This window comes from Ginsengibacter hankyongi (assembly GCF_008710285.1).
GTDB lineage: Bacteria > Bacteroidota > Bacteroidia > Chitinophagales > Chitinophagaceae > Ginsengibacter > Ginsengibacter hankyongi.
Genome location: NZ_VYQF01000002.1, coordinates 176,618 through 201,840, shown reverse-complemented (window position 1 = coordinate 201,840; position 25,223 = coordinate 176,618). Strand labels below are relative to the sequence as shown.

At 36.5% G+C, this 25,223-nt stretch carries 19 protein-coding genes and 1 tRNA gene; 16 read left to right on the top strand and 4 right to left on the bottom strand.

Annotated features, from left to right (window positions below; all coding sequences use genetic code 11):
* Positions 1 to 49: 49 nt before the first annotated feature.
* Positions 50 to 625, bottom strand: coding sequence for a thymidine kinase (locus FW778_RS10390; RefSeq protein ID WP_150414640.1), 576 nt, complete (start codon positions 623 to 625; stop codon positions 50 to 52).
* Positions 626 to 755: 130 nt separating this feature from the next.
* Here FW778_RS10390 and FW778_RS10385 point away from each other — a divergent pair, with 130 nt between their 5' ends.
* Positions 756 to 1,496: a hypothetical protein gene (locus FW778_RS10385; RefSeq protein ID WP_150414639.1), complete on the top strand. Its 741-nt coding sequence runs from the start codon at positions 756 to 758 to the stop codon at positions 1,494 to 1,496.
* Here the strand turns inward: FW778_RS10385 and FW778_RS10380 are convergent.
* The gene (locus tag FW778_RS10380) at positions 1,469 to 2,779 is read right to left on the bottom strand and encodes a 3-deoxy-D-manno-octulosonic acid transferase (protein WP_150414638.1); all 1,311 of its coding nucleotides are present in this window, start codon (positions 2,777 to 2,779) and stop codon (positions 1,469 to 1,471) included. The two genes, FW778_RS10385 and FW778_RS10380, sit on opposite strands and share 28 nt — an antisense overlap.
* Before the next feature lie 60 nt (positions 2,780 to 2,839).
* Here FW778_RS10380 and FW778_RS10375 point away from each other — a divergent pair, with 60 nt between their 5' ends.
* The 12 genes from FW778_RS10375 to FW778_RS10320 all read left to right on the top strand — a co-directional run bounded on the left by FW778_RS10375 (position 2,840) and on the right by FW778_RS10320 (position 16,291).
* Positions 2,840 to 3,970, top strand: a complete 1,131-nt coding sequence (locus tag FW778_RS10375; protein WP_150414637.1) for a DegT/DnrJ/EryC1/StrS family aminotransferase — start codon at positions 2,840 to 2,842, stop codon at positions 3,968 to 3,970.
* A 4-nt stretch (positions 3,971 to 3,974) separates the two neighbouring features.
* Positions 3,975 to 5,318, top strand: coding sequence for a UDP-glucose dehydrogenase family protein (locus tag FW778_RS10370; protein WP_150414636.1), 1,344 nt, complete (start codon positions 3,975 to 3,977; stop codon positions 5,316 to 5,318).
* 49 nt (positions 5,319 to 5,367) lie between these two features.
* Positions 5,368 to 6,351, top strand: a complete 984-nt coding sequence (locus tag FW778_RS10365; protein ID WP_150414635.1) for a UDP-glucuronic acid decarboxylase family protein — start codon at positions 5,368 to 5,370, stop codon at positions 6,349 to 6,351.
* A gap of 64 nt (positions 6,352 to 6,415) precedes the next feature.
* The gene (locus FW778_RS10360) at positions 6,416 to 7,705 is read left to right on the top strand and encodes a nucleotide sugar dehydrogenase (protein ID WP_150414634.1); all 1,290 of its coding nucleotides are present in this window, start codon (positions 6,416 to 6,418) and stop codon (positions 7,703 to 7,705) included.
* 13 nt (positions 7,706 to 7,718) lie between these two features.
* Positions 7,719 to 8,723, top strand: a complete 1,005-nt coding sequence (locus tag FW778_RS10355; RefSeq protein ID WP_150414633.1) for an SDR family oxidoreductase — start codon at positions 7,719 to 7,721, stop codon at positions 8,721 to 8,723.
* A gap of 14 nt (positions 8,724 to 8,737) precedes the next feature.
* Entirely contained in the window at positions 8,738 to 9,298 is a 561-nt protein-coding gene (gene rfbC / locus FW778_RS10350; protein ID WP_150414632.1) for a dTDP-4-dehydrorhamnose 3,5-epimerase, read from the top strand.
* Positions 9,291 to 10,196 carry a dTDP-4-dehydrorhamnose reductase gene (gene rfbD / locus FW778_RS10345; RefSeq protein ID WP_150414631.1) on the top strand — a complete coding sequence of 302 codons (906 nt, stop codon included), beginning with the start codon at positions 9,291 to 9,293 and terminating at the stop codon, positions 10,194 to 10,196. Before rfbC ends, rfbD begins: the two co-directional genes overlap by 8 nt.
* Before the next feature lie 95 nt (positions 10,197 to 10,291).
* Positions 10,292 to 13,102 (top strand): M16 family metallopeptidase, encoded by a 2,811-nt coding sequence (locus tag FW778_RS10340; protein ID WP_150414630.1) that lies wholly within the window; start codon positions 10,292 to 10,294, stop codon positions 13,100 to 13,102.
* A 111-nt stretch (positions 13,103 to 13,213) separates the two neighbouring features.
* Complete coding sequence (locus FW778_RS10335; RefSeq protein ID WP_150414629.1) at positions 13,214 to 13,537, top strand: MmcQ/YjbR family DNA-binding protein; 324 nt, start codon at positions 13,214 to 13,216, stop codon at positions 13,535 to 13,537.
* A gap of 77 nt (positions 13,538 to 13,614) precedes the next feature.
* The gene (locus FW778_RS10330; RefSeq protein ID WP_150414628.1) at positions 13,615 to 14,706 is read left to right on the top strand and encodes an LptF/LptG family permease; all 1,092 of its coding nucleotides are present in this window, start codon (positions 13,615 to 13,617) and stop codon (positions 14,704 to 14,706) included.
* A gap of 131 nt (positions 14,707 to 14,837) precedes the next feature.
* On the top strand, positions 14,838 to 16,163 hold the full coding sequence (locus tag FW778_RS10325; protein WP_150414627.1) for a citrate (Si)-synthase, eukaryotic: 1,326 nt from the start codon (positions 14,838 to 14,840) through the stop codon (positions 16,161 to 16,163).
* 54 nt (positions 16,164 to 16,217) lie between these two features.
* A tRNA-Ala gene (locus FW778_RS10320) sits at positions 16,218 to 16,291 on the top strand.
* 62 nt (positions 16,292 to 16,353) lie between these two features.
* Here the strand turns inward: FW778_RS10320 and FW778_RS10315 are convergent.
* The gene (locus FW778_RS10315; protein ID WP_150414626.1) at positions 16,354 to 17,661 is read right to left on the bottom strand and encodes a D-alanyl-D-alanine carboxypeptidase/D-alanyl-D-alanine-endopeptidase; all 1,308 of its coding nucleotides are present in this window, start codon (positions 17,659 to 17,661) and stop codon (positions 16,354 to 16,356) included.
* 200 nt (positions 17,662 to 17,861) lie between these two features.
* Between FW778_RS10315 and secA the strand changes: the two genes are divergently transcribed.
* Positions 17,862 to 21,194, top strand: a complete 3,333-nt coding sequence (gene secA / locus FW778_RS10310) for a preprotein translocase subunit SecA (protein ID WP_150414625.1) — start codon at positions 17,862 to 17,864, stop codon at positions 21,192 to 21,194.
* Positions 21,195 to 21,207: 13 nt separating this feature from the next.
* On the opposite strand, the gene FW778_RS10305 is transcribed toward secA, so the two are convergent.
* The gene (locus FW778_RS10305; RefSeq protein ID WP_150414624.1) at positions 21,208 to 23,748 is read right to left on the bottom strand and encodes a glycoside hydrolase family 9 protein; all 2,541 of its coding nucleotides are present in this window, start codon (positions 23,746 to 23,748) and stop codon (positions 21,208 to 21,210) included.
* A gap of 215 nt (positions 23,749 to 23,963) precedes the next feature.
* On the opposite strand from FW778_RS10305, the gene deoC reads away from it, so the two are divergent.
* Positions 23,964 to 24,620 carry a deoxyribose-phosphate aldolase gene (gene deoC / locus FW778_RS10300; protein ID WP_150414623.1) on the top strand — a complete coding sequence of 219 codons (657 nt, stop codon included), beginning with the start codon at positions 23,964 to 23,966 and terminating at the stop codon, positions 24,618 to 24,620.
* Between the two features lie 111 nt (positions 24,621 to 24,731).
* Positions 24,732 to 25,187, top strand: a complete 456-nt coding sequence (locus tag FW778_RS10295) for an SPOR domain-containing protein (RefSeq protein WP_150414622.1) — start codon at positions 24,732 to 24,734, stop codon at positions 25,185 to 25,187.
* Positions 25,188 to 25,223 lie beyond the last annotated feature (36 nt).

Here is a 25,223-nt window from a genome sequence, read left to right as displayed (position 1 = left end):
TGTCTCTTAATTCGCCTAATTCGTATCTCAAAATTCGTGTAATTATTATTTATATTGTATCACCTAACGCTGCACATTCGCGGCACCGCGGTTCATAAATATCTTTTTCTCCCAATAATACCTGGCCTCCACCTGCCACTTTGCGATAGCTTACGTTTGCTATGTTACCACATTTCATGCAAATTGCATGAAGCTTGGTTATGTAATCTGCTATTGCTAATAGATTGGGCATTTGCCCGAATGGTTTTCCCTGGTAATCCATATCAAGTCCTGCAACAATAACTCTTATTCCTTTTAATGCAAGTTTTTCGCATACAACTGTTATCTGGTCATCAAAAAACTGTGCTTCGTCAATACCCACTACATCTACGTCCTGGGCAAGCAAAAGAATTGTTTGCGAGTTATCAACTGGTGTGGATTGAATTTTATTTTCATCGTGACTAACAATTTTTACATCATCATACCGCACATCAATTCCGGGTTTAAAAATCTCGGCTTTTAGATTTGCAATTTCCACTCTTTTTAACCTACGGATCAATTCTTCGGTTTTTCCACTAAACATGCTGCCGCAAATAACTTCTATCCAGCCGCGGCGTTCGCCTTTAAAATTGGGTTCTATAAACATTTTTTGTATTTCATTTTAAATATCAATTTGTAACTTAGCCCCGATTGCAAGGTTAAAATGATTTTAGGTGAAATCAAAAACAAACATTTAATATCCTGCAAAATTCTAAACGCAACCTTATATTTTCTACATGGAAAGAGTGTCGACACTCATAAAAAAATTACAAAAACAACTGGATGAAAAAGCATCTGCGCAAATGCTGCTGCACACCGTACAAATGTTGCAGGCCGAATTACAAAGCCAGACGGTAACAAAAAAAGAAGTAAGTCAGAATAAGGCAGCTGTTATTATGCCTGTTGCCTACAGTACGTTTCGCCAGGAAATAAGCGCCGGTAATTTTTCCACAGCTGTTTCCGAAGAAAAAGTAATTGAAGTATTGCAGGTAGATGAAAAAGCAATTGAAGAAGAACTTGAACAAATAAAGAAAAACGCTGAGCTGGTTAATTCAATGGGAACCCATGCAAGGCCCGCTTATGTTTACGATCCTGTTGAAGATGTGCCCACACTTGCGCACCAAACTCCTTTGGAAAAGCCGTCATCTGCAAAAAATGAAATTCCTTTTGAATATCCTGAATCACTAAATGACAGGTTAAAAGAAGTAAAAATTGAACTTTCTGAAAAATTAACAGAGGCGCCGATAAAAGATCTCAGAAAAGCAATTGGTGTAAATGACCGGTTTCTTTTTATAAACGAATTATTCCGCGGCGATGAAGCCATGTACGAACGAAGTATTAAAACCATTCAAAACTTTTCAATATTTGCAGAAGCAGAATTTTGGATAAGAAGAGAATTAAAAGTTAAGATAGGATGGCACGATAACCACCCTGTTGTAAAGCAATTTGATCAGCTGATAAGAAGACGGTTCTCTTGAATATATTCAATAATCTTTTTTGAAGCGCCGGCATTGCTGTAAATATAATTTTTCGCAGCAGTTCCCCTTGATGTAATTTCTTCTTCGTTGTCCAATAAACCATTTACAACTTTTTCCAGCTCGAGTGCATTTTCAATACTTATAGCTCCGGAACAATCAATTAATTCTTCAGCTTCGAAATTCTTTTCATACTCAGGCCCAAAAATTACAGGCTTGCCATAAACTGCTGCTTCAAGAATATTATGGAGTCCGTTGTATGCAAAACCGCCGCCCACATATGTTATTGTTGCATATTTATACAATCTTGAAAGCTTGCCAATATTATCTATTATCAAACAGTTTAAAGTGTTATCACCCGGCACTTGTTTTTCCATCCATTCTGAATAAAATATAGAACCGGGAAATTCTTTCTTTATATCGGTTAAGTTTTCATCGTCGATTTCATGTGGGGCAATAATGAATTTTATTTCAGGATGAGTTTTTACAAAATGTGTCCATTCGGCTTCATCATCTTCCCACGTGCTGCCTGCAACAATTACTTTTTTGTTTGCACAAAAATTTGCAATTCCATCAACTTCTGTAAAATTTTCTGCAATGTTTATTACCCGATCGCATCTTGTATCTCCGGAAACGGTAATTTTTTCTCCAGCAATCAATTTTTGTAATTGATCTTTTGAAGATACATTCTGTACAAAAAAATGTGTAAAACATTCAAGCATTTTTCTGTAAAAACTACCATACCATTTAAAAAAAACCTGGTTTTGCTGGTATACTCCTGAAATCAATAATAGTGGAATCTTCCTTTTTTTTATTTCTTGTAAATAATAATGCCAATATTCATATTTTACCCAAAGCACTATATCAGGTTTTAAAATGTCGAGCAATTTCTTTGCATTTAAGAGTGAATCCATCGGCATATAATACACCTGCCGGAAATCCTTATCATTTCTGGCAATTTCATAACCGGAAGGAGAAAAAAAAGTAATGACAACAGAGATGCCGGGATCATTCTCCATTAGTTTTTTTAATACGGGCCGGCCCTGCTCAAATTCACCAAGGCTTGAGCAATGCATCCAAACTTTTTTGTTCGGACCAACGGTGTATGTGTTCCTTAAATTTTCAAAGAAATTTTCCCGGCCTTTCAGCCACAATTTTGCTTTTTTATTCCAGGTTGAAACTAAACGAATACCAAAAGAATAAATTACCAGGAAGAGATCGTACAATAGACTCAAGACGTATATTTTTGACAAATCTAATTTCTTAATAATAAAATCAGGCTTCATAATTTGAAATTTCCTTTTCCTCTATCAATTGCTATCTTTGCGGCCTTTAAAAATAGTTGTATGAAACCTATTCAAATGGTTGACTTAAAGCAACAGTATTTCAAAATAAAAAATGAAATAGATGCGGCAGTGCTCGGTGTTATAGATAGTTCGATATTTATTGGCGGACCACAGGTAAATACTTTTGCGCAAAATCTTTCTCAGTATCTTGGAGCAAAACACGTAATTCCCTGTGCTAACGGCACTGATGCATTGCAGATTGCTATGATGGCCCTTGGTCTTGAGCCTGGCGACGAAGTAATAACTCCGTCGTTTACCTACGTTGCCACTACCGAGGTGATTGCGTTATTAAGATTGAAACCGGTTTTTGTGGAAGTGGATACGAAAACTTTTTGCGTGGAGCCGAAAGCTATAAGAAAGGCAATTACTTCAAAAACAAAAGCAATAGTTCCGGTTCATTTATATGGGCATTCCGCAAAAATGGAAGAGATTATGGTCATTGCCAAAGAACATAATTTATTTGTGATTGAAGATAATGCGCAGGCAATTGGGGGAGATTATTATTTTAAAAATGGTACCGTAAAAAAGACGGGTATTATTGGCGACATTGGATGTACCTCTTTTTTCCCCAGTAAAAATTTGGGTTGTTATGGTGATGGTGGGGCTATGTGTACAAATGATGATGAGATAGCAGAAAAATTAAAAATGATTGCTAACCATGGCCAGAGCAAAAGATATTATCATGATATGGTGGGTTGTAATTCAAGGCTGGATGCGTTGCAGGCCGCAATATTAAATATTAAATTGCCGTTATTGGATTCGTATATCGATGCAAGAAGAAAAGCAGCCGATTTTTATGACAATGCGTTTGCGGGGAATGAAAAAATAACTATTCCGTATCGTGCAGATTATTGTAAGCATGTCTTTCACCAATACACCATTATACTTGAGGATGTAGACAGGCAAGGATTGGTAGATTTTTTAGCACAAAAAAGTATCCCATCCATGTTATATTATCCTGTGCCGGCGCACAGGCAAAAAATGTTTGCATCATTTGGTGGCAGCAATTTTGCTCTTGAAAAAACCGATTGGCTTACAGAAAGAGTTATTTCGTTACCGATACATACAGAACTGGATGAAGAGCAACAGAATTTTATAACAGGGAAAGTTTTAGAATTCGTAAATAAATAAAGAAATGGATATCGCAGTTATAGGAACAGGCTATGTAGGATTGGTAACGGGTACTTGCTTTGCAGAAACAGGTAATATGGTTACCTGTGTAGACATTGATGAACAAAAAGTGAAAAAATTATCTTCTGGCAAGGTCACCATTTATGAGCCTGGCCTTGAGAAAATTTTTGAAAGAAATGAAAAGGAGGGCCGACTAAAATTTACAACTTCGCTGCAGGAAGGAATTAAAGATGCCAAGATTATTTTTCTTGCTTTACCCACGCCTCCTGATGGGGATGGCAGTGCAGATTTAAAGTACGTGTTGCGTGTAGCGAAAGATCTAGGCGGCTTATTGGAAAGAGGAGATTATAAAATCATAATAGATAAAAGCACAGTTCCAGTGGGAACTGCAGACCGGGTTAATAATACTATTCTTCAAAGCTTAATAGAAAGGAATATCGATAACCCACAGGATTTGTTTGATGTGGTAAGTAATCCCGAATTTCTTCGGGAGGGTGTGGCAGTTGAAGATTTTATGAAACCTAACCGCGTTATTATTGGCACGGACTCTGAAAAAGCCAAAAAAATATTGGGCGAATTATATGCACCATTCGTAAGGCAGGGTAACCCGGTTATCTTTATGGATGAGAGGTCTGCTGAACTCACCAAGTATGCTGCCAATTCATTCCTTGCTACAAAGATTTCTTTTATGAATGAGATAGCCCAGTTATGTGAAAGATTTGGGGCAGATGTTGATATGGTAAGAAGGGGAATGGGAAGCGATGAAAGAATAGGGAAAAGATTTTTATTTCCCGGGATAGGGTATGGCGGAAGTTGTTTTCCAAAAGACGTACAGGCACTGGCCAAATCAGCAAAGCAGGCCGGTTATGATTTTAAGATTTTAGAGGCGGTAATGGAAGTAAATGAAAATCAAAAGAAACATCTTCTTCCAAAAATATTCTCATTTTTCAATAATGATCTTAAAGGTAAGAAAATTGCTTTATGGGGTTTAGCCTTTAAGCCAAATACGGATGATATAAGAGAAGCACCCTCTTTAAAATTAATAAAAGAATTAGCGGCCGCAGGCGCCTCCATAGTTGCCTATGATCCTGAAGCCATGATAAATGTGAAAGAAGAAATAGGTGATATGATTACTTACGCAGAAAACCAATACGAAGCCCTTAAAGACGCTGATGCATTAGTGATTGCAACCGAATGGAGCGAATTTAGGACACCTGATTTTTTGAAAATTAAATCTCTTCTAAAAAAGCCGGTAATATTTGACGGAAGAAATTTGTTTGAGTTATACCAGATGGAAGAACATGGATTTTATTATGAAAGTGTAGGAAGAAGAAGTATAAAAATTTAGTAAATATCCGGTAAGATTATGATAAAGTATTATTCTAATTAAATATAAAGTGACAAAAAAAAGAATTCTTATTACAGGCGCCGCCGGATTTTTAGGATCCCATCTTTGCGATAAATTTATTAAAGAAGGTATGCATGTAATAGGAATGGATAATCTTATTACGGGCGATTTAAAAAACATACAACATCTTTTTAAACTGGAAAATTTTGAATTTTATCATTGCGATGTTTCAAAATTTATTCATGTACCCGGCAAACTTGATTATATATTAAATTTTGCATCACCGGCCAGCCCCATCGATTATTTAAAAATTCCTATACAAACATTAAAAGTTGGTTCATTAGGTACTCACAATTGTCTTGGTTTAGCCCTGGCAAAAAAAGCCAGAATATTAGTTGCTTCTACAAGTGAGGTATACGGAGATCCTTTAGTTCATCCACAAAATGAAGAATATTGGGGAAACGTAAATCCTGTGGGGCCAAGAGGTGTTTACGATGAGGCAAAACGTTTCCAGGAAGCCATTACAACGGCCTATCATACGTTTCATGGATTAGAAACGAGGATAGTAAGAATATTTAATACTTATGGCCCGCGAATGAGGCTGAACGACGGGAGAGCATTACCTGCATTTATTGGACAGGCACTTCGAGGTGAAGACTTAACCGTCTTTGGCGATGGAAGCCAGACTAGAAGTTTCTGTTATGTAGATGATTTGGTTGAAGGAATTTATCGTCTTTTGCTAAGTGATTACGCAATGCCTGTTAACATTGGAAATCCTGACCAGATTACATTGAAAGAATTTGCAGAAGAGATAATCAGGTTAACCGGGACAAAACAAAAAATAGTTTATAAACCTTTGCCGCAGGATGATCCAAAACAAAGACAGCCTGACATTACAAAAGCAAAAGAAATATTAGGATGGAAACCAAAAGTTAGCAGGGCAGAAGGATTAAAAATTACTTATGAATATTTTAGGTCCTTACCCAAAGAAGACCTATTTAAACTTCCGAAAGAGTTTGAAAGTAAAAGATAAATTATCAATTTGGCATTGACCTTACTATATAGAATAAATTTAGAATTAATAAAACATATGTATAATGTATAGTGAACTACTTGAAAAGAAAAAAAAGCTGGCAGTAATAGGCCTTGGCTATGTAGGCTTGCCTATTGCACTTGAATTTGCAAAAAAAATCTCAGTAATAGGATTCGATATAAATCAGGCCAGGATCGAAATGATGATGAATAGTATTGATCCGAGTAAAGAATTGGAAAAAGAAGCTTTTAATAATTGCGACATAGAATTCACTAATAGCTTAGATAAGTTGCGGGAAGCAAATTTTTTTATTGTAGCTGTTCCGACTCCGGTTGATAGCAATAATGTTCCGGATCTTGTTCCGGTTATAAAGGCTAGCGAAACCGTTGGAAAAGTTTTAAAAAAAGGTGATTATGTTGTATATGAAAGTACTGTCTATCCTGGCTGTACTGAGGAGGATTGCCTTCCTATAATGGAAAGTCTATCCGGGTTAAAAATGGGTACAGATTTTAAATTAGGTTATTCACCTGAAAGAATAAATCCCGGAGATAAAGAGCATACATTAAGCAGCATAATAAAAGTGGTAAGTGGTTGTGATGAAGAAAGTCTTGATACTATTGCTAAAGTATATGAATTAGTAGTAAAGGCCGGGGTTCATAAAGCCTCCAGTATTAAAGTTGCTGAGGCTGCAAAAATTATAGAAAACACTCAGCGTGATTTGAACATTGCATTAATGAATGAGCTTTCGATAATTTTTGATAAAATGAATATCAACACTTTTGAAGTATTGGAAGCAGCCGGAACTAAATGGAATTTTTTAAAATTTCAACCAGGCCTTGTAGGTGGTCACTGTATTGGCGTGGATCCATATTATCTTACCTATAAATCGAATAAGCTCGGTTATGATGCACAGGTAATTCTTGCCGGGCGTGCAATAAATGATGGAATGGCGGCACATGTTGCCAAAAACGTTTTACAACATATTATTCAAAATAATAATGATGTTAAAACCGCAAAGGTTTTAGTGATGGGTACTACTTTCAAAGAAAACGTAAGTGATATCAGGAATTCAAAAGTGGCAGACGTAATCAAAGAACTACAATCTTATTCTTTACAGGTTCATGTTACAGATCCTCATGCCAACAGTGATGAATTGCATCATGAGTATGGTTATAGGCTGTCGCCGGATCTTTCTAGTGATTATGATGCTGTAATTATAACTGTGCCACATCTTGCCTATCTCAGTATGGATGACAATGCCTTTGCTGCAATAACAAAATCGAATGGAATTATTGCAGATGTGAAAGGAGTTTATCGTGGTAAAATTACAAGCAGAAAATACTGGAGTCTTTAAATAGAAAATAAAATTGGAAAATATATTTCACGAAGAAGATTTAGGCAATTCATCGTTTTTAATTACAGGTGGTGCTGGTTTTATCGGTAGCCATATTGCGGAGTATTTATTAAAAAATAATGCAGGTAAAGTGAGAGTGCTGGATAACATGGCTAATGGACTCGAAACAAACCTCGACATATTAAAAACTTATAGTTCCTTCGAATTTATTGAAGGCGATATAAGGAATATTGATACTTGCAGAAAAGCATGTGAAGGAATTCATTATGTAAGTCACCAGGCCGCTTTAGGTTCAGTTCCCCGTTCCATTAAAGAACCCTTTAGTACCAACGACGTTAATGTCGGTGGTTTTGTAAATATATTAATGGCGGCTGTTGAAAATAATATAAAGCAGTTCGTTTATGCTTCTTCTTCTTCTGTTTATGGAGATGAACTTACATTACCTAAAAGAGAAGATAAAACTGGAAATTGTTTATCACCCTATGCTGTAAGTAAGATGGCTGATGAGCTTTATGCTGCTGTATTTGCAAAAGTTTATAACATACCTGTTATTGGCTTCAGGTATTTTAATATTTTTGGTCCGCGCCAGGATCCTGATGGCCCGTACGCTGCAGTCATTCCACTTTTTGTAAAGGCAATTATGAATAAAACGCCCGCATTTATTAATGGAGACGGCGAGCAAACACGTGATTTTACCTTTGTGGAAAATGCAGTTCAGATAAATATTAAAGGGATGCTTACAACAAATGATGAAGCAAAAAATAAAGTGTATAATGTAGCAATCGGCGAAAATTACTCGATCAACTATTTATATAACTTCATCAAGGAGTATTTGAAAATTGAGGTTGATGCAATCCATCGTGAACCAAGAGAAGGTGATGTTCGTAATTCTCTTGCAGATATTTCTTTAGCAAAAACATTACTTGGTTACGCACCTACTACAAAATTTGATGGTGGGCTTATAAAAACAATTGAATTTTTTAAAAAACTATATTCCGATAAAAAAAGTCAAGCTTAAAATTATTTTTTGTAATGCCATTTACTAAAACCCAATTTCCCGGATTATTGATTTTTGAACCAAAAGTTTTTGGAGATAACCGCGGCTACTTTTTTGAAAGTTATAACCAGAAAGTTTTTTTAGAAGAAAAAATTGAAATTGATTTTGTACAGGATAACCAGGCCAGCTCTACCTTTGGCGTAATACGAGGATTGCATTATCAATTAGAACCGTATACGCAAACAAAATTAATACGGGTTTTAAGTGGTAGTATTATTGATGCGGTGGTTGATCTCAGGAAAAATTCACCTACTTACGGAAAAGCATACACGATAGAGTTATCTGCTGAAAATAAAAAGCAACTTTTAGTGCCTAGAGGTTTTGCACATGGCTATTCAGTAATAAGCGAAACAGCAGAAGTTTTTTATAAATGCGATGCATTTTATAATAAAGAAAGTGAAGGTGGTGTCGCATGGAACGATCCTTTATTGAATATAGACTGGCGAATTCCAACCGAAAATGTGAAGGTTTCAGAAAAAGATTCCATTTATCCTTCTCTCGAAAATTGCAAGCATAATTTTGAATTTAATGGTTGATACAATTACTTCCACCGATTATAAATCTACTATTCTTGTAACAGGAGCTAACGGCCAGCTTGGAAGTGAATTGCGGCAACTTTCATTGAAATATCCAGCCTATAAATTTTTATTTACCTCAAAAGAAGAACTTGCTATTGAGGACGCGAATTCATTGCGTGAGTTTTTTGAAAAGCAGCAGGTAAATTATTGCGTCAATTGCGCCGCATACACGGCAGTAGATAAAGCTGAAACAGAAACGGAAAAAGCTTTTCTTATTAATGCTGATGCAGCGGGGTTTCTGGCATCAACCTGCAACGATCACCATACAAAATTAATTCACATCTCTACCGATTATGTTTATGATGGAACATCGAAGCAGGCTTTAAAAGAAGAAGATGCAGTTGCTCCTTTAAATGTTTATGGATGGTCGAAACTTAAAGGTGAGGAACTTGTTTTAAATCATAATTCATCTGCACTTATTATAAGAACTTCGTGGGTGTATTCGGTTTACGGAAACAACTTTGTTAAAACAATGCTTCGTTTGTTCAAGGAAAAAGAAAGTATAAACGTTGTTAACGATCAGTATGGATGTCCCACCTATGCAGCGGACCTGGCACAAATAATTATGACCTTTGTTGAGGGTACAGAAAATAATAATGAATATAACGGTATCGTAAATTATTGTAACGCTGGTATAACTACATGGTTCGAGTTTGCTCTAACAATAAAAGAATTTGTAAACAGCTCCTGTAAAATTTTTCCTGTTCCCACTTCTCAATATTCGACACCCGCAAAGAGGCCACAGTATTCAGTTTTGGATACCTCTAAGATTAAAAGAATTCTTAATATCAATATTCCTTCCTGGCAAGAAAGTCTGCATAAATGCTTGCGCTCTTATTCTGAAATTAATAACTGAGCCATACTTTTTTGCCCTTTATCCATTTTGCATAATTTTTATTTTCTGTTCGGTTATATTTGTCTCTTCAACATCTATTAAATAAAACAGCTATCATGAAATTTTTAAGGCTCATTAATTTCTTTCTTTTTATTTCTACGTGTTCATCTTTTGCGCAGCAAAATCTAAATGATACATTACCCATTGATCCAAATGTAAGAATTGGTAAACTTAGCAACGGGCTTACGTATTACATAAGGCAAAATAAAAAGCCGGAACAAAAAGTAGAATTACGGTTAGTCGTAAACGCAGGTTCAATCCTTGAAGATGAGAACCAGCAAGGCCTTGCACATTTTAGTGAGCATATGGCTTTTAACGGAACCACTCATTTTAAGAAAAATGATATTATTTCTTTTTTACAATCTATAGGTGTTGGATTTGGAAACGACTTAAACGCTAACACAAGTTTCGACCAAACAATTTATATACTTCCTATTCCAACTGACAGACCTGAAAATATTGATAAAGGTTTTGAAATATTGGAAGATTGGGCGCACAACGTCACTTATGATACCGACGACATTGATGGTGAAAGGCCGGTAGTACTCGAAGAAAGCAGGTTAGGTAAAGGAGCCAACGATCGCATGTATCGCAAAATATATCCTAACGTATTTGCAGGCTCACTCTATGCAAACCGGCTTCCCATAGGTTTGGATAGCATTATCAAGATTGCCAGTTATGCCACCATCAGAAAATTTTATAAAGATTGGTACAGGCCAGATCTTATGGCAGTAATTGTGGTTGGTGATATTGACCCCGGTAAGGCTGAGGAACTTATAAAAAAGCATTTTGCGGGGCTCACAAATCCTGCAAACGAAAGGTTGAGAATTAAACCATCTATGCCGCCATACGAGAGCGATAAGGCAAATGTGGTTACTGATAAAGAAGCCACCAGCTATACGACAATCGTGAATTATTCAGCCGAACCAATTCATCCGATAGTAACACTCGAAGACTATAAAAAAGATCTTACCAAACAGATTTTTACAACGCTTTTTAACCAACGCCTTCGCGAGCTTACTCAAAAAGAAAATCCTCCTTTCGTGTACGCTTTTACCGATTTTGGATCTTTTGCCAGGGGCTACGAATCTTTCGGAGCAAGCATTGGCACCGGTAGTAATAGTTCAACAACAGGTCTTAATGCATTTGAAGAAGAACTGGAAAGAGTAAAAAAATATGGTTTTACAAAGCCTGAACTCGATAGGGCAAAAAGTAATTTGCTAAACCAGATGGATAAAATGTACAATGAAAGAAATAAGACAGAATCATCTGATTATGTTTCCGAATATATTCAAAATTTTTTAACACAGGAACCCATTCCAGGAATTGAAAATGAGGACAAATATTATAAAGAACTGCTTCCTCAGATTTCAATTGATGACGTTAATGAGATTAGCAAAAGCCTGCAACAAAATCCAAAGCAATACCTGGCGCTTCTCGGTCCTGAACCTGCTATAGGAAAGGAATTGCCAACCGGGAATGATTTGCTGGCTGTTGCTTCTTCGGCTGCAAAAATGGATGTGAAGCCTTATGAAGAAAAAGCAATCGCTTCATCATTAATGACCACGTTGCCTAAACCAGGTAAAATAATAGGTACTAAAAGGAATGCACGATTGGGTACTACGGATTTTGCATTAAACAATGGAGTTGCAGTTACCATAAAACCCACCGATTTTAAGAACGATCAAATATTAATGAGTGCCATAAGGCCCGGAGGAAAAAATAATTATGGCATAAAAGATAAGTACAATGCCGAATATGCAACAGCAGTTGTAAATAGTATGGGTGTTGGAAATTTTTCCCCGGTTGATTTGCAAAAAGCATTGTCTGGAAAAACGGTTAAAGTAAATCCTGTGTTTTCAAATATTTCTGAAGGCGTAAGTGGAAGCAGTTCTGTAAAAGATTTGGAATCTATGATGCAGCTGATCTATTTATATTTTACGTCACCGCGTGTTGATACAAGTTTATTTAAATCTTTTGTTCAAAAAAATAAAACACAACTCGCTTTTTTAAGCGCTAATCCACAGGCCGTATTTGTTGATACTTTATATAAGGAGCTTTATCATAATAGTCCGCTTGCGCCGGTCGCAGTTCCCAAACCAGAATATTTTGATAACATAAATCTCAGCAGATTAATGCAGATTTACAAAGAAAGGTTTGGCAATGCAAATGGCATGCATTTTACTTTTGTTGGAAGCTTTAAAGAAAGCGATTTGAAACCTTTGATTGAAAAGTATATTGCAAGCCTTCCTTCTTCGCCAAAAAAGTTTATGTATGTTGATAATAAATTAAGACCTACAAAAGGCAAAGTCAATTTCATTGTGAATAAGGGCAAAGAACAAAAGAGTCTTATTGTTGGCGTCTATAGTGGCGAAGTACCGTACAGTGATGCACTTGATATGAAGGCCGATGCGATAAGTGAAATATTAAACATAAGGATAATTGAAGAGCTAAGAGAAAAAATACAGGGAATTTATGGCGGTGGAACACAGGCGCAGTTTGAGAAATATCCATATTCACATTATACATTTTTTCTTCAGCTACCATGCGGGCCTGAAAAAGTAGATACACTTCTGTATGCTGCCCACAAAGAAATCCAGAACCTGATTAAAGAAGGCCCTTCAAAAGAAAACCTGGAAAAGGTGAAGCAACAATGGAGAGAACAATACAAAGTAAATATTAAAGAAAACGGAACGTGGCTTTCCGAACTTCAAAGCTTCAACTTCCCGGGAACCAATCCTGATTATTTTATTAACTATGAAAAATATGTGAATGCATTAACTCAAAAAGACGTTCAGGATGCAGCCAAATTATTACTCTCCACGAACAATGTACTCACGGGGATTTTGATGCCGGAGAAAAAATAAAAAATAAGATTTACAAAAAGGCTGTCTTCTAAGATGGCCTTTTAGCTTTTGCAAATACAGTTTTAATTTTGCAATTAAATATTTGTATCAAAATAATTCATTTTACAAAAAATGAACATTGAAGAATTAAGAGAATATGCATTATCATTAAAAAATGTAACTGAAGGTTTTCCTTTTGGAAACGATACACTTGTTTTTAAAGTTGATAACAAAACTTTTTTACTGACATCCCTCTCATCTGAAGTTTTACAATTTAATGTAAAATGTAATCCTGAATACGCTATAGAACTGCGGGAACAATATTCGTGTATTATGCCGGGTTATCATATGAATAAAAAACATTGGAATACCATAGTCGTAGATGGACAACTCACCTCAAAACAACTGAAAGAATGTATAAAAGATTCATACACGCTGGTTGCAAAAAGGAAATGATTGTTTTAACAACCACTCCCGTATTCAGTTTAATTTTTAATTTACTTTTGGTACTTACTATTTACTATTGAGGTTGTATGAAAAAGATAGACGGGTATATACTTAAAAAATTTTTTCTTACACTTTTCTTTTTCCTCATAGCCCTCACTGTGTTGGTTGTAATTGTTGATCTAAGTGAAAAAACCGATGATTTCGCAAAAACAAAACTTCCTTACAAAACAATAATTACACAATATTACTTTGGCTTTATACCCCGCATTGATGCAATGCTTTTTCCTCTTTTTATTTTTCTTTCGGTAATTTTTTTTACTTCAATAATGGCCAACCGTTCAGAAATTATTGCCGTTCTCAGCAGTGGTGTCAGCTTTAGTCGTTTTTTGAGACCATATATTTTTGGAGGATTATTGTTTACCATTTTTTTGTGGTGGTGCAATCAATATGTTCTTCCTCCGGCAAATCAAAAATGGGCAACGTTTAACTCAAAATATATAGATTTTAATTATGGCGGTTATCAAAATACGTCGACAATAAGTAATAAATATTTTAAGCTCGATTCATTTTCTTATGCCGGTGTAAGATATTATGATACGATAAACCGTACGGGCGGTAATTTTTTTATACAAAGATTTAATAACACAAAACTTGTTTATAATTTAAGAGCCCAGTCTTTCGCTTGGGATACGGCTACCCGAAAATGGAAACTCAACAATATTGTTGAGCGCAAAATAAATGGTTTGCACCAGGAGGTGAAACAAATTCCTGAGATGCAAATGAATTTCAATTTTAAACCCCGCGACCTGCAGATAGATGAGTATATGAAGGATAAACTTTCAACCCCGGAATTGAATGAATTTATTCAGCTGGAGAAATTACGCGGAGCTGAAGATGTAAATACTTTATTGCTGGAAAAAAATAACAGGAACGCAAACCCGGTTTCCGTTTTAATTTTAACTGTTATCGGTGCTTCTGTTGCTTCGCGTAAGATCCGTGGTGGAAGCGGGTTTCATTTGGCTATAGGAGTTATGATATGTGTTTTATATATTTTAGTTGGGCGGTTTTCATCTGTATTTTCAATGAAAGGAAATTTTAATCCATTCATAGCTGCATGGTTGCCTAACGTGGTTTTTGGCGGACTTGCCTGGTATTTGTACCGTCGTAATTCAAAGTAAAGCAGACTTTATTTTTGCATTATCAATATTTTAATGCTAATATTTCATTTGTTTAACAGTCACTCGCATCTTAACTTTAGGGCTGTTCATTAAGTTTGAAAAAGCAATCACAATTTTAATTTTTTTTGATTATGGGCGTAATTAAAGACAAGTTTAAGGAAAAGGCTGATGGTCTTTCTGCAGAGGTAAAAGATATCTTAAAACAGCATGGAGAAAAAGTTATTGGAGAAGTAAAGCTTTCTCAAATTTACCAGGGAATGCGTGGCATTACCGGGCTTGTAACAGAAACTTCTTTACTTGATTCGCAGGATGGTATCAGGTTTCGCGGGTATTCTATCCCTGAGTTAAGAGAAAAATTACCTAAAGCAGATGGTGGAAGTGAGCCCTTGCCGGAAGGTTTATTTTATTTAATGCTTGTCGGGGAATTACCCACAGAGGAAGATGCTCAGCATGTAACTAACGTATGGCAAAGACGCAGTCATGTTCCCGGGCATGTATTTCATACAATTGATGCACTTCCTTTAAGTTCACATCCAATGACGCAGTTTGTGGTGGGTATTATGGCTTTACAAACCGAAAGTCATTTTGCAAAGCAATATGCGGCGGGGATGAGTAAAAAAGACTATTGGGCTGCGGTGTTTGACGACACGATGGACCTTATTGCGAGGTTGCCACGCATAGCTGCGTATATCTATCGCCGTAAGTATAAGCTTGGTAATCATATTCAACCCAATGGCTTGCTCGATTGGGCGGGTAATTTTGCCCACATGCTGGGTTTTGAAGACCAAAGTTTCAGGGAGTTAATGCGTTTGTATATGACCATACATTGCGATCATGAAGGTGGAAATGTTTCTGCACACGCAACACACCTTGTTGGCTCAGCATTAAGCGATCCTTATCTTTCCTTTGCAGCAGGTATGAATGGCCTTGCCGGACCGTTACATGGCCTCGCTAACCAGGAAGTAATAAAATGGATTTTCGAAATGCAGGAAGAACTCGAAACCGATCTGCCTACTAAAGAACAGATTGGGGAGTATGTGAGGAAAACCCTGGCTGAAGGCAAAGTTGTTCCGGGTTATGGACATGCTGTTTTACGAAAAACTGATCCTCGTTTTGAGGCGCAAATGGATTTTGGTAAAAAACATATGCCGGATGATCCATTAGTTCAAACAGTTTGGAATATTTATGAAGCGGTGCCCCCGATTTTACAATCAATAGCGAAAATTAAAAACCCATGGCCTAATGTAGATGCACATAGCGGTGCTTTATTGGTTCACTACGGAATGGTGGAATATGAATTTTATACGGTGCTTTTTGGCGTATCAAGATCATTGGGAGTTTTAGCAAGCCTTTGCTGGGACAGGGCTTTGGGCTTCCCGCTGGAAAGACCAAAATCAGTTTCCAACAGGCTGGTAAAACTTTGGCTCGAAGGCAAAGGAGAAATTTGGGGAGATTGATAATTGTTTTTTTATCAACGATTTTCAATTCTATATTTGCGCAATTATTTAATGGGGGGGTTAGCTCAGTTGGCTAGAGCGCTTGCATGGCATGCAAGAGGTCGTCGGTTCGACCCCGATACTCTCCACGTTAAGACGAAAAATTCAAAAAGAGTTTTTCGTCTTTCTTTTTTAGGATACTCAAACTTTTTTAATTCTTATTTCTTACCTCTTCAATAAATTTTTCAATTGCTTTTCTTACATTACCGTTGGCATGGTAATTATTTACAAGAACAGAAAATATTACTAATTTATTTTTCTTTGTATATAAAAACCCACTAAGAGCTATGACTCCCGAAAGTGACCCCGTTTTTGCAAAAATAAATCCACTGTCTTGCCTGTAATAATTTGAAATAGTTCCCGTACCTCCTGTAGGTAAAATCTTTTTTATTCGATCCATTCCAAAATCATTTTTCATTTTATTGAGGAGTGTAACAAAATCCTTCGGAGAAAATAAATTATAATGGCTAAGCCCTGAACCATCTACCCAGTGCGGCTTTTGTGGCAAATCTTTATAATCGGTTTTCAATAAAGTATCAATAATTTTTTCATCATTCATCTCATTTAATAATTTTGCACTAATCATTAATAAACTTTGCTCTGCAAAAAAATTGTCACTTCTGTGCATGGTTATTTTTAAAAGAGAATCCGTAGCTTGGCTCTTTAATTCCTGCCAGTTATTTACATTGTTGTCAGTTGTATAATTCATGTAAACATTTTTATGCAATGTGTCTTTTAAAATATCAATGAGAGTCGAATCGGCGCCGGTATAAAATGGTACTACTAACGGCTTTCGTAAATTTCCGTTTTTTGATACTAAAAAAGTATTGGAAGCAATATCCCGCTCAACGGAAGTTGACCAGTTTTCCCAGGTATTTGTTTGATAAATTATTTTATTTGAAAAATATGATGGAGAAACCGTTATGCCTTTTGAATCATTGCTAAATGTCGCTAAGTTTTCATAAACCGGCATTACACTTCTTTCTGCGGCATAATCATCATTATAATCGTTCCAGGCCCAGCCGTTTCCCCACCTGTTTTCTTTCCATAACGATGTATTTAATACAATTACTTTATTGGTGTTTTTCAAAAAATCATAGACCGGTTGATTAACAAAATCGGAACCCAGGAAAGTTGGATCACCAACCGGCATAATAAATAAGGTATCATCTGTTTCCTTGTACTTAAGTCCCGTAATACTGTCGCCTAAATATTTAATGGCCGCATAGCAGGTAAACAATTTTGTATTACTGGCAGGCACAAAATATTTATTGCCCTGGTAGTTATACCAATATTTACCTGTAGCAGGTTCGTAAATGCTAATACCGGTGTGGGCTGAAGTAAATGTTTTATTCTGAAGAATATCTTTCTTTGCGGCTTTTTTAATTTTATAGGATGCGGTGCATGCAAACATTGTAATTGATATAAGAACAGTACTCAGCTTTAATATCATTTTCATGGGGTACAAATTACAAACAAATGTATTTCGGGCTGCTTGTCGTTTTACAATTTTTACATATTCAGATAAATTCTTAAAATTCTTCTATTCATCTGAGTTACTATTTCTATTTAGTAACTTCGCCTTTATGTCATTTTGGCTATAAAAATTTTCAGCACCAAATTTGACAATAAAAATTTTTCATTTAACAGATCTAATATATGTCCGGGCTTCTCTCAAAACTATTTGGCGGTAACAAAAGTGAAAAGGATGTAAAGGTAATTACGCCCTATGTTGGTAAAATCAACGCTTTTTTTGAACAATACCACTCGCTATCCAATGATGAATTGCGTAATAAAACAGCCGAATTTAAACAACGTATTAAAGAATATCTTACTGAAACGGATGATGAAATCAACCGTAAAAAAGAAGAGGCTGAACAACTTGAATCCATAGACATTGCGGGCCGTGACCATATTTACCAGCAAGTGGATGCGATGGGTAAAGAAAGAGATAAAAAAATTGAGGAGATACTGCTTAAAATTTTGCCAGAGGCTTTTGCAGTTGTAAAGGAAACAGCACGCCGTTTTAAAGAAAATACTGAACTGGTATCTACGGCAACAGAACTTGATAAAACTTTTAGTGTTACAAAAAAATACATCACCATAGACGGCGATAAGGCTATTTATAAAAATTCATGGACAGCAGGAGGTAGCCAGATAACCTGGAATATGGTGCATTATGATGTGCAACTTATTGGAGGTATTGTTTTACACCAGGGGAAAATTGCGGAGATGGCTACCGGTGAAGGGAAAACGCTTGTTTCCACATTGCCTGCCTACCTTAATGCCCTTGCAGGAATGGGTGTTCATATTGTAACGGTAAACGATTACCTCGCACGTCGTGATAGCGAATGGAACGGAACTTTATTTGAATGGCTGGGGCTTACGGTTGATTGCATCGATAAGCATGAACCCAATAGCGATGAGCGCCGTAAAGCCTATAACAGCGATATTATTTATGGCACTAATAATGAATTTGGTTTTGATTATCTGCGTGATAATATGGTGCATACGCCCGACGAAATGGTACAGGGAAAACATCATTTTGCGATGGTGGATGAAGTGGATAGTGTATTGATTGATGATGCAAGAACGCCATTGATCATCTCAGGTCCTGTTCCGCGTGGAGATCAACAGGAGTTTGACCAGATGAAGCCCCGTGTTGAAAAAATTGTAGAAGCCCAGAAAAAAATTACAAATGGATTCTTAATTGAAGCAAAGAAAAAAATTGCTGAAGGAAACGATGATCCGAAAGATGGTGGCCTGGCATTGTTCAGGGCGCATAGAGGACTTCCCAAAAACAGTGCGCTTATTAAATATTTAAGTGAGCCGGGTATGCGGGTTAAGCTTCAAAAAACTGAAAACTATTACCTCTCCGATCAGCAAAAAAATATGCCCACGGTTGATGAGGAACTTTATTTTCATATTGATGAAAAAAATAACCAGGTAGAACTTACCGATAAAGGAATTGCATTAATAACCAAATCTGGTGAAGATCCTGAATTTTTCATTATGCCCGACATTGGCGTAAAGCTTTCAGAAATTGAAAAAAGTAATGTTTCTCCTGAGGAAAAATTACAGCAGAAGGAAGTTTTATTAAATGATTATTCGATAAAAGCTGATCGAATTCATACCGTTCAGCAATTACTTAAGGCTTATACACTTTTTGAAAATGACGTGGAATATGTAGTGATTGACGGCCAGGTAAAAATTGTAGATGAGCAAACGGGTCGTATAATGGAAGGCAGGAGATACTCTGATGGATTGCACCAGGCCATTGAAGCAAAGGAAAATGTGAAGATTGAAAGCGCTACGCAAACCTATGCCACTATTACATTACAGAATTACTTCAGGATGTACCATAAGCTTGCCGGCATGACGGGGACCGCAGAAACGGAAGCTGCGGAATTCTGGGATATTTATAAACTGGATGTAGTTTCTATTCCTACTAACGTGCCGGTTATTCGGAATGATACACAAGATCTTGTTTATAAAACAAAGCGTGAAAAATTAAAAGCAGTTATTGATGAAGTAGAAAAAATGCGTGCCGCAGGAAGGCCAATACTTGTAGGTACAACCTCAGTGGAAGTAAGTGAATTGTTGAGCAGGATGATGAAACAAAAAGGTGTTCCTCACAATGTATTGAATGCAAAACAGCATGCTAAAGAGGCGCAGGTGGTAGCAGAAGCAGGACTTTCAGGGGCTGTTACTATCGCAACTAATATGGCTGGCCGCGGTACGGATATTAAACTTGGCCCCGGCGTAAAGGAAGCAGGCGGGTTGGCAATTTTAGGTACTGAAAGACATGAAAGCCGTCGTGTGGACAGGCAATTACGCGGACGATCAGGAAGGCAAGGCGATCCCGGTACATCTCAATTTTTTGTTTCTCTAGAAGATGATTTGATGCGCATGTTTGGCAGTGAAAGAATAGCTTCTTTAATGGATAGAATGGGCTACAAAGAAGGTGAGGTGATACAGCATAGCATGATTTCCAAAAGTATTGAGCGTGCACAGAAAAAGGTTGAAGAAAACAATTTCGGCATAAGAAAAAGATTGCTCGAGTATGATGATGTAATGAACAAGCAGCGTACTGTCATTTACGGAAGGCGCAACCATGCTTTGTTTGGAGAACGTCTTGCACTCGATTTGGATAACGCATTTTATTCCGTTGCAGAAGGGTTAATAATTTCCGGCAAAGAAATTAACGATCACGAAGAATTTAAGTTGGGGGTAATCATGAACATGGCGATTGATACTTCTATAACTGCCGAAGAATTGGATAAAGAAGATCTCAATTCACTTGTTAACCGCTTGTACGAAGAAGCAAAAGAACATTATAATCAAAAGAACAAGGCGATGAATGAACAAACATTGCCTGTTATAAAAAATATTCGCAAAGAGCAAGGCTCTCATATAGAAAATGTAGCGGTTCCTTTTACTGACGGAAAGAAAGCAATGCAGGCTGTTGCCAATCTTGACAAGACAATTGCAACTAATGGAGCAGAGCTTACCAATGCGCTGGAACGCAATATTACGCTGGCCTTGATTGACGATGCATGGAAAGAACATCTTCGTGCAATGGATGACCTGAGACACAGTGTACAATCAACTGCAGGTTATGAACAAAAAGATCCGCTGGTAATTTATAAGATTGAAGCATTCAATGCATTTAAGCAATTAAATGATAAAGTAAATAAAGACATTGTAAGTTTCCTGGCACATTGCAGCATACCGGTAGAGCAAAATCAAAGTGGAAGAATACATGAAGAAAGGAGAAGAAAAACGGACATGAGCAAATTACGCCAACGCAAAGAAGAGTTTGCTGGCGCCGGTGACGGACCCGAATATCTTTCCCAGGAAAATGAGTATAACGATCCTTCAGAAAATATAAAACAAGAGCCTGTTAAGGTTGGCCCTAAAATTGGCAGAAATGATCCTTGTCCATGTGGCAGTGGCAAGAAATATAAACAGTGTCATGGAAGGGATGCGTAATTAAACAGTTTTTTTAATTAAGCAGTTGATTTATTTTCACAAAATCGTATCCACGTTTTTTTAATTCTTGTATTAATGCAGGCAACCGATAATAAAATTTATCGGTGCGCCGCGGATCGGTGCCGATATGCACCAGTAGAATAAATCCATTTAAACCGTTGGTTGATTTAAGTTCGTATTGTAAAATAGAATTCATTATTACATCGCTGCTTACATATTTATCGCCCATTTCAGGATAGGTATAATCAGCGTTGCTGCGGGTTTCAGGGGAAAAGTCTACTAATTGCAAACCCATTTGTTTTGCCCATATTGCAATGGAATCGTTATACCATTCGTAAGGGGGTAAAAAGTAATGTGCATTTTTTTTATCAATATTCCATTGGTTTAATTCATGATAAGCGTTTTGCAAATCTTCTGTAAATTGTAAGTGAGTCACCAACAGGCTGTCTCTTTTTATCCAATCGCAATACAATAAATGTTTATCAGAATGAGAACCAAGATAATTACCATTGTCCTTTAATTTTTTTACGATCGATTTTAATTTCGGATTTCTATAAAAATTTCCGGTTAGAAAAAAAGATCCATTGATATGTTGTTGCAGCAAAGCTTTTGCAATAAAATTTCCGCCATCGGCAAATTCATCGCCGGTAAAAACCAGTGCAATTTTTTTTGAAGTTGTATCTCCGCGGATTATTCCATTATGAGAAATTATTCTATTATCCTTTGCGGATTTGTCTTTAGCTTCCTCTTCTTTTGCTGCCATCAAATAAATTAATGAAGCTGTTCCATCCATGGTGGGTTCATTAGTACTATAGTCTCCAAAGTCATCATGATAAACGGCAAGGTCACTTTGAAATTGCGAATAGGCGTCAGCGTTATGTAACGTAATTCCAATTAGATTTTTATAAATCGTAGTATAGACCGGCCCATCTACCAGCCCACCGTTTATCGGATAATTTTTTAAATGTGTAAATGCAGAATGAGGATCGGTAGGTGTATCGCCCCATGAAGGCAAGCCGTAAACCATGCTTGTTCCCCAGGGATTACAACCAAAAAGCCAGTCAATATTTGCTTGCTCCAATTCAGCAAATCTGTTATCCCTCGTTAAAAGGCGATACCACAAACATTGGATGACAAAGGATGTAGTGAGATTATTACTGCACCAGATAAAAGGTACGCCTCTGTAAAAAACATTTTCTTTTGCCTTACTCCATACATCTTCTATGCCCTGTTTATAATAACTGATAAGTGAATCTTTTTTACTGCCGCTCAATTGTTTGGCAAGCTCGTAGTGGCCAAGATTTATAAAAGGATAATATTGATAGTGATTCGCGGTATCGCGATAAAGCCATGGAGTTATCTTTTCTCCTTGCGAATATTTAAAAGAAGAATCAAGGAGTTTTTTTAGATTTGAATTTTTAAAATAATGTTGCGAATTTGCCAAAGATGCAAACCCTAATTCCATGTCATCCGTCCAGTTATCTTCTGCATAAATGTAAGGAGATTTTACAGAAACCGTTTGTGTTACACCTGGTTTTATCAATGCATAATTAATAGAGGTGTAAGCATGCGTTATTAATTTTTTTGCATAACCCGGATTGGTTTTATCAAATAAAATTGCGCCCAATGAAAAGGAAGCTGCAAATTTTGCCGCCGTAGAGCTTGTGCCCGTAGTTTGATTCATAAATTTTCCCCGCTGCTGTGGCAGGCCATTTATAAAGTAAACAGGGCGCTCATATCCTTTGCCATAAAACGAATCTTCTTTAGGGATCCGCATTCCTTCATGATCGCGGTCATCAGCAATTTGGTTAAACATCCAATCGGGCTTTGGATGCATTTTCAATAACCAATCCAAGCCCCATTTAGCTTCATCTAAAACATCTGCAATACCATTTTTCCCATCCAGGCCGCTGGCTATTTTTTTATCAGTAAACACACCAGGGAAATCGCGATAGGCTGCAAGCAAATGCCAGGTAGCATTTGCCGAAGTAGTGGAGTATTGCAAATAATCAGAGGCATCATGCCAGCCGCCTACTACGTCAATGTGCGTGCTATCCGGCATTGGCCCATACATGGTATAGCCATCATGTGTATGGCAACTATCTTTTAAAAAAGGATTGAATCCGCTTCGTTGCTGCCGCATGTATTGCAACATAAAATCCGCTGCGCCATCATAAATATTTTTATCAATTTTAAATTTTGGTGAAACGGCTGAACCGCATTGTAGGTAATAATTCCCAAGATTTTTATATGGTGAAAAATTTAACCTGAATGATTGCGTAAAAGGACCGTAGCTTCCAAAAGATTTGCCCGTGGAAGCGGAAAAAACAACTTTAGAATTGGTAGCATCTATTAATTGAAAATCGCCTGGCAACTCAGCGTTCTTACTTACCCATACCGCTACTTTTATTCCACCGGGAGTATATCCCAATTGATTAATTCTTATCCACGAATTCTTATCCTGGTTATATTTAAACGAAAAAATAATTAGAAGAATAATCGAAACAATTGTAAGCCGTTTACTATTTTTTATTATGGTAGGAGATTGTTTCATTAATAATATAAATTTTCTAAAATGAGTCCAGCATGGATTTGTTCCAAAGCTAATAAAAGAGAAAGGTGATTGAAGCAAATATTTTCATTGTTTCAAATTGAAAAGAATCCCACTGTCAATCGTCAACCAGTATCTAATAATTCAAAAGATAACTTTTTAAAACCCGTTATCTAAAAATTAAAATTTACTTTTAGAGCCCAAAAAAACAACAGGATTTGAACATCAACTCGTATATCGATCATACTATACTTAAGCCAACTACCACATTAGCAGAGGTTGAAAAAATATGTTCTGAAGCAATACAATATAGCTTTGCAGCGGTTTGCATCCCGCCATTATTTGTAACAAAAGCAAAAGATTTAGTGAAGGATTTGGAAGTGAAAGTGGCTACAGTTATTGGCTTTCCATTTGGCTACAGCGCTATCGAAGCTAAGGTTGCAGAAATTGTTTTAGCAATGGTTGATGGCGCTGATGAACTGGATATGGTAATTAATATTTCAGCCATAAAAAATAATGACTGGAATTTTATTGCCAATGAAATAAATACTATTATTCCAATTGTAAAAAGTAGAAATAAAATTATAAAAGTGATTATCGAAAGCGGCATTTTAACTGATGATGAAATTATAAAATGCTGCGGTATTTATGGCTTGGCCGGAGTTGATTATGTAAAAACATCTACCGGTTATGCTGAAAAGGGCGCAAGCGTTCACGCCGTAAAACTAATAAGAGCCCATCTTGCTGATTCTGTAAAAATTAAAGCCAGCGGCGGGATTAAAACTTATGCTTTCGCAAAAGAATTGATAGATGCCGGGGCTGACCGGCTCGGATGTAGCAGCAGTGTTCAGATAGTTAAAGAAGCGCAGAATTAGCCAACCGTTAAAAATTATTTTAGTTACAACCAAATTGTGAAAATTTCTGTCTGGGATTTGTACTTACCAATTTAAATAGTATCTTTTTTGCCTAATGCTATGCATAAATTTATGAAACAATCATTCGTATTTCTTTTTCTTTCCCTTTTAAGTTATTATTCATTCGCTCAATTAACAGATTCTTCGTTGGGTAATAAAGTGCTGGTTCACCAGGATTATAGAATGGAGATTTTGGCAAGAAAAGAAGCTGATATAAATACAGCCATTTTAAAAGCTCAGTCAAGAATTGCAAAAGGTTACCGGCTTATGGTATTAAATACAAATGATCGTGTATATGCCATGAAAATAAGAGGAGAATTGCTGCAAAAGTATCCTGAGCAGAAAACTTATATGTGGTTTGCAAATCCATATATAAAAATAAAATTTGGAAATTTTAGGACGCAGGACGAAGCTGAACCATATAGAAAAGCAATCAGCAAAATGCTGAACGGGGCTACCATTTATTATCTTCCTGAAACAATTGAAGTAAAGCCTGATAAAGACTTTGATCCGGATAATATGCAATAAGCACCGCCTGGTTCAAATTATTAAAAAGAGTTTCGA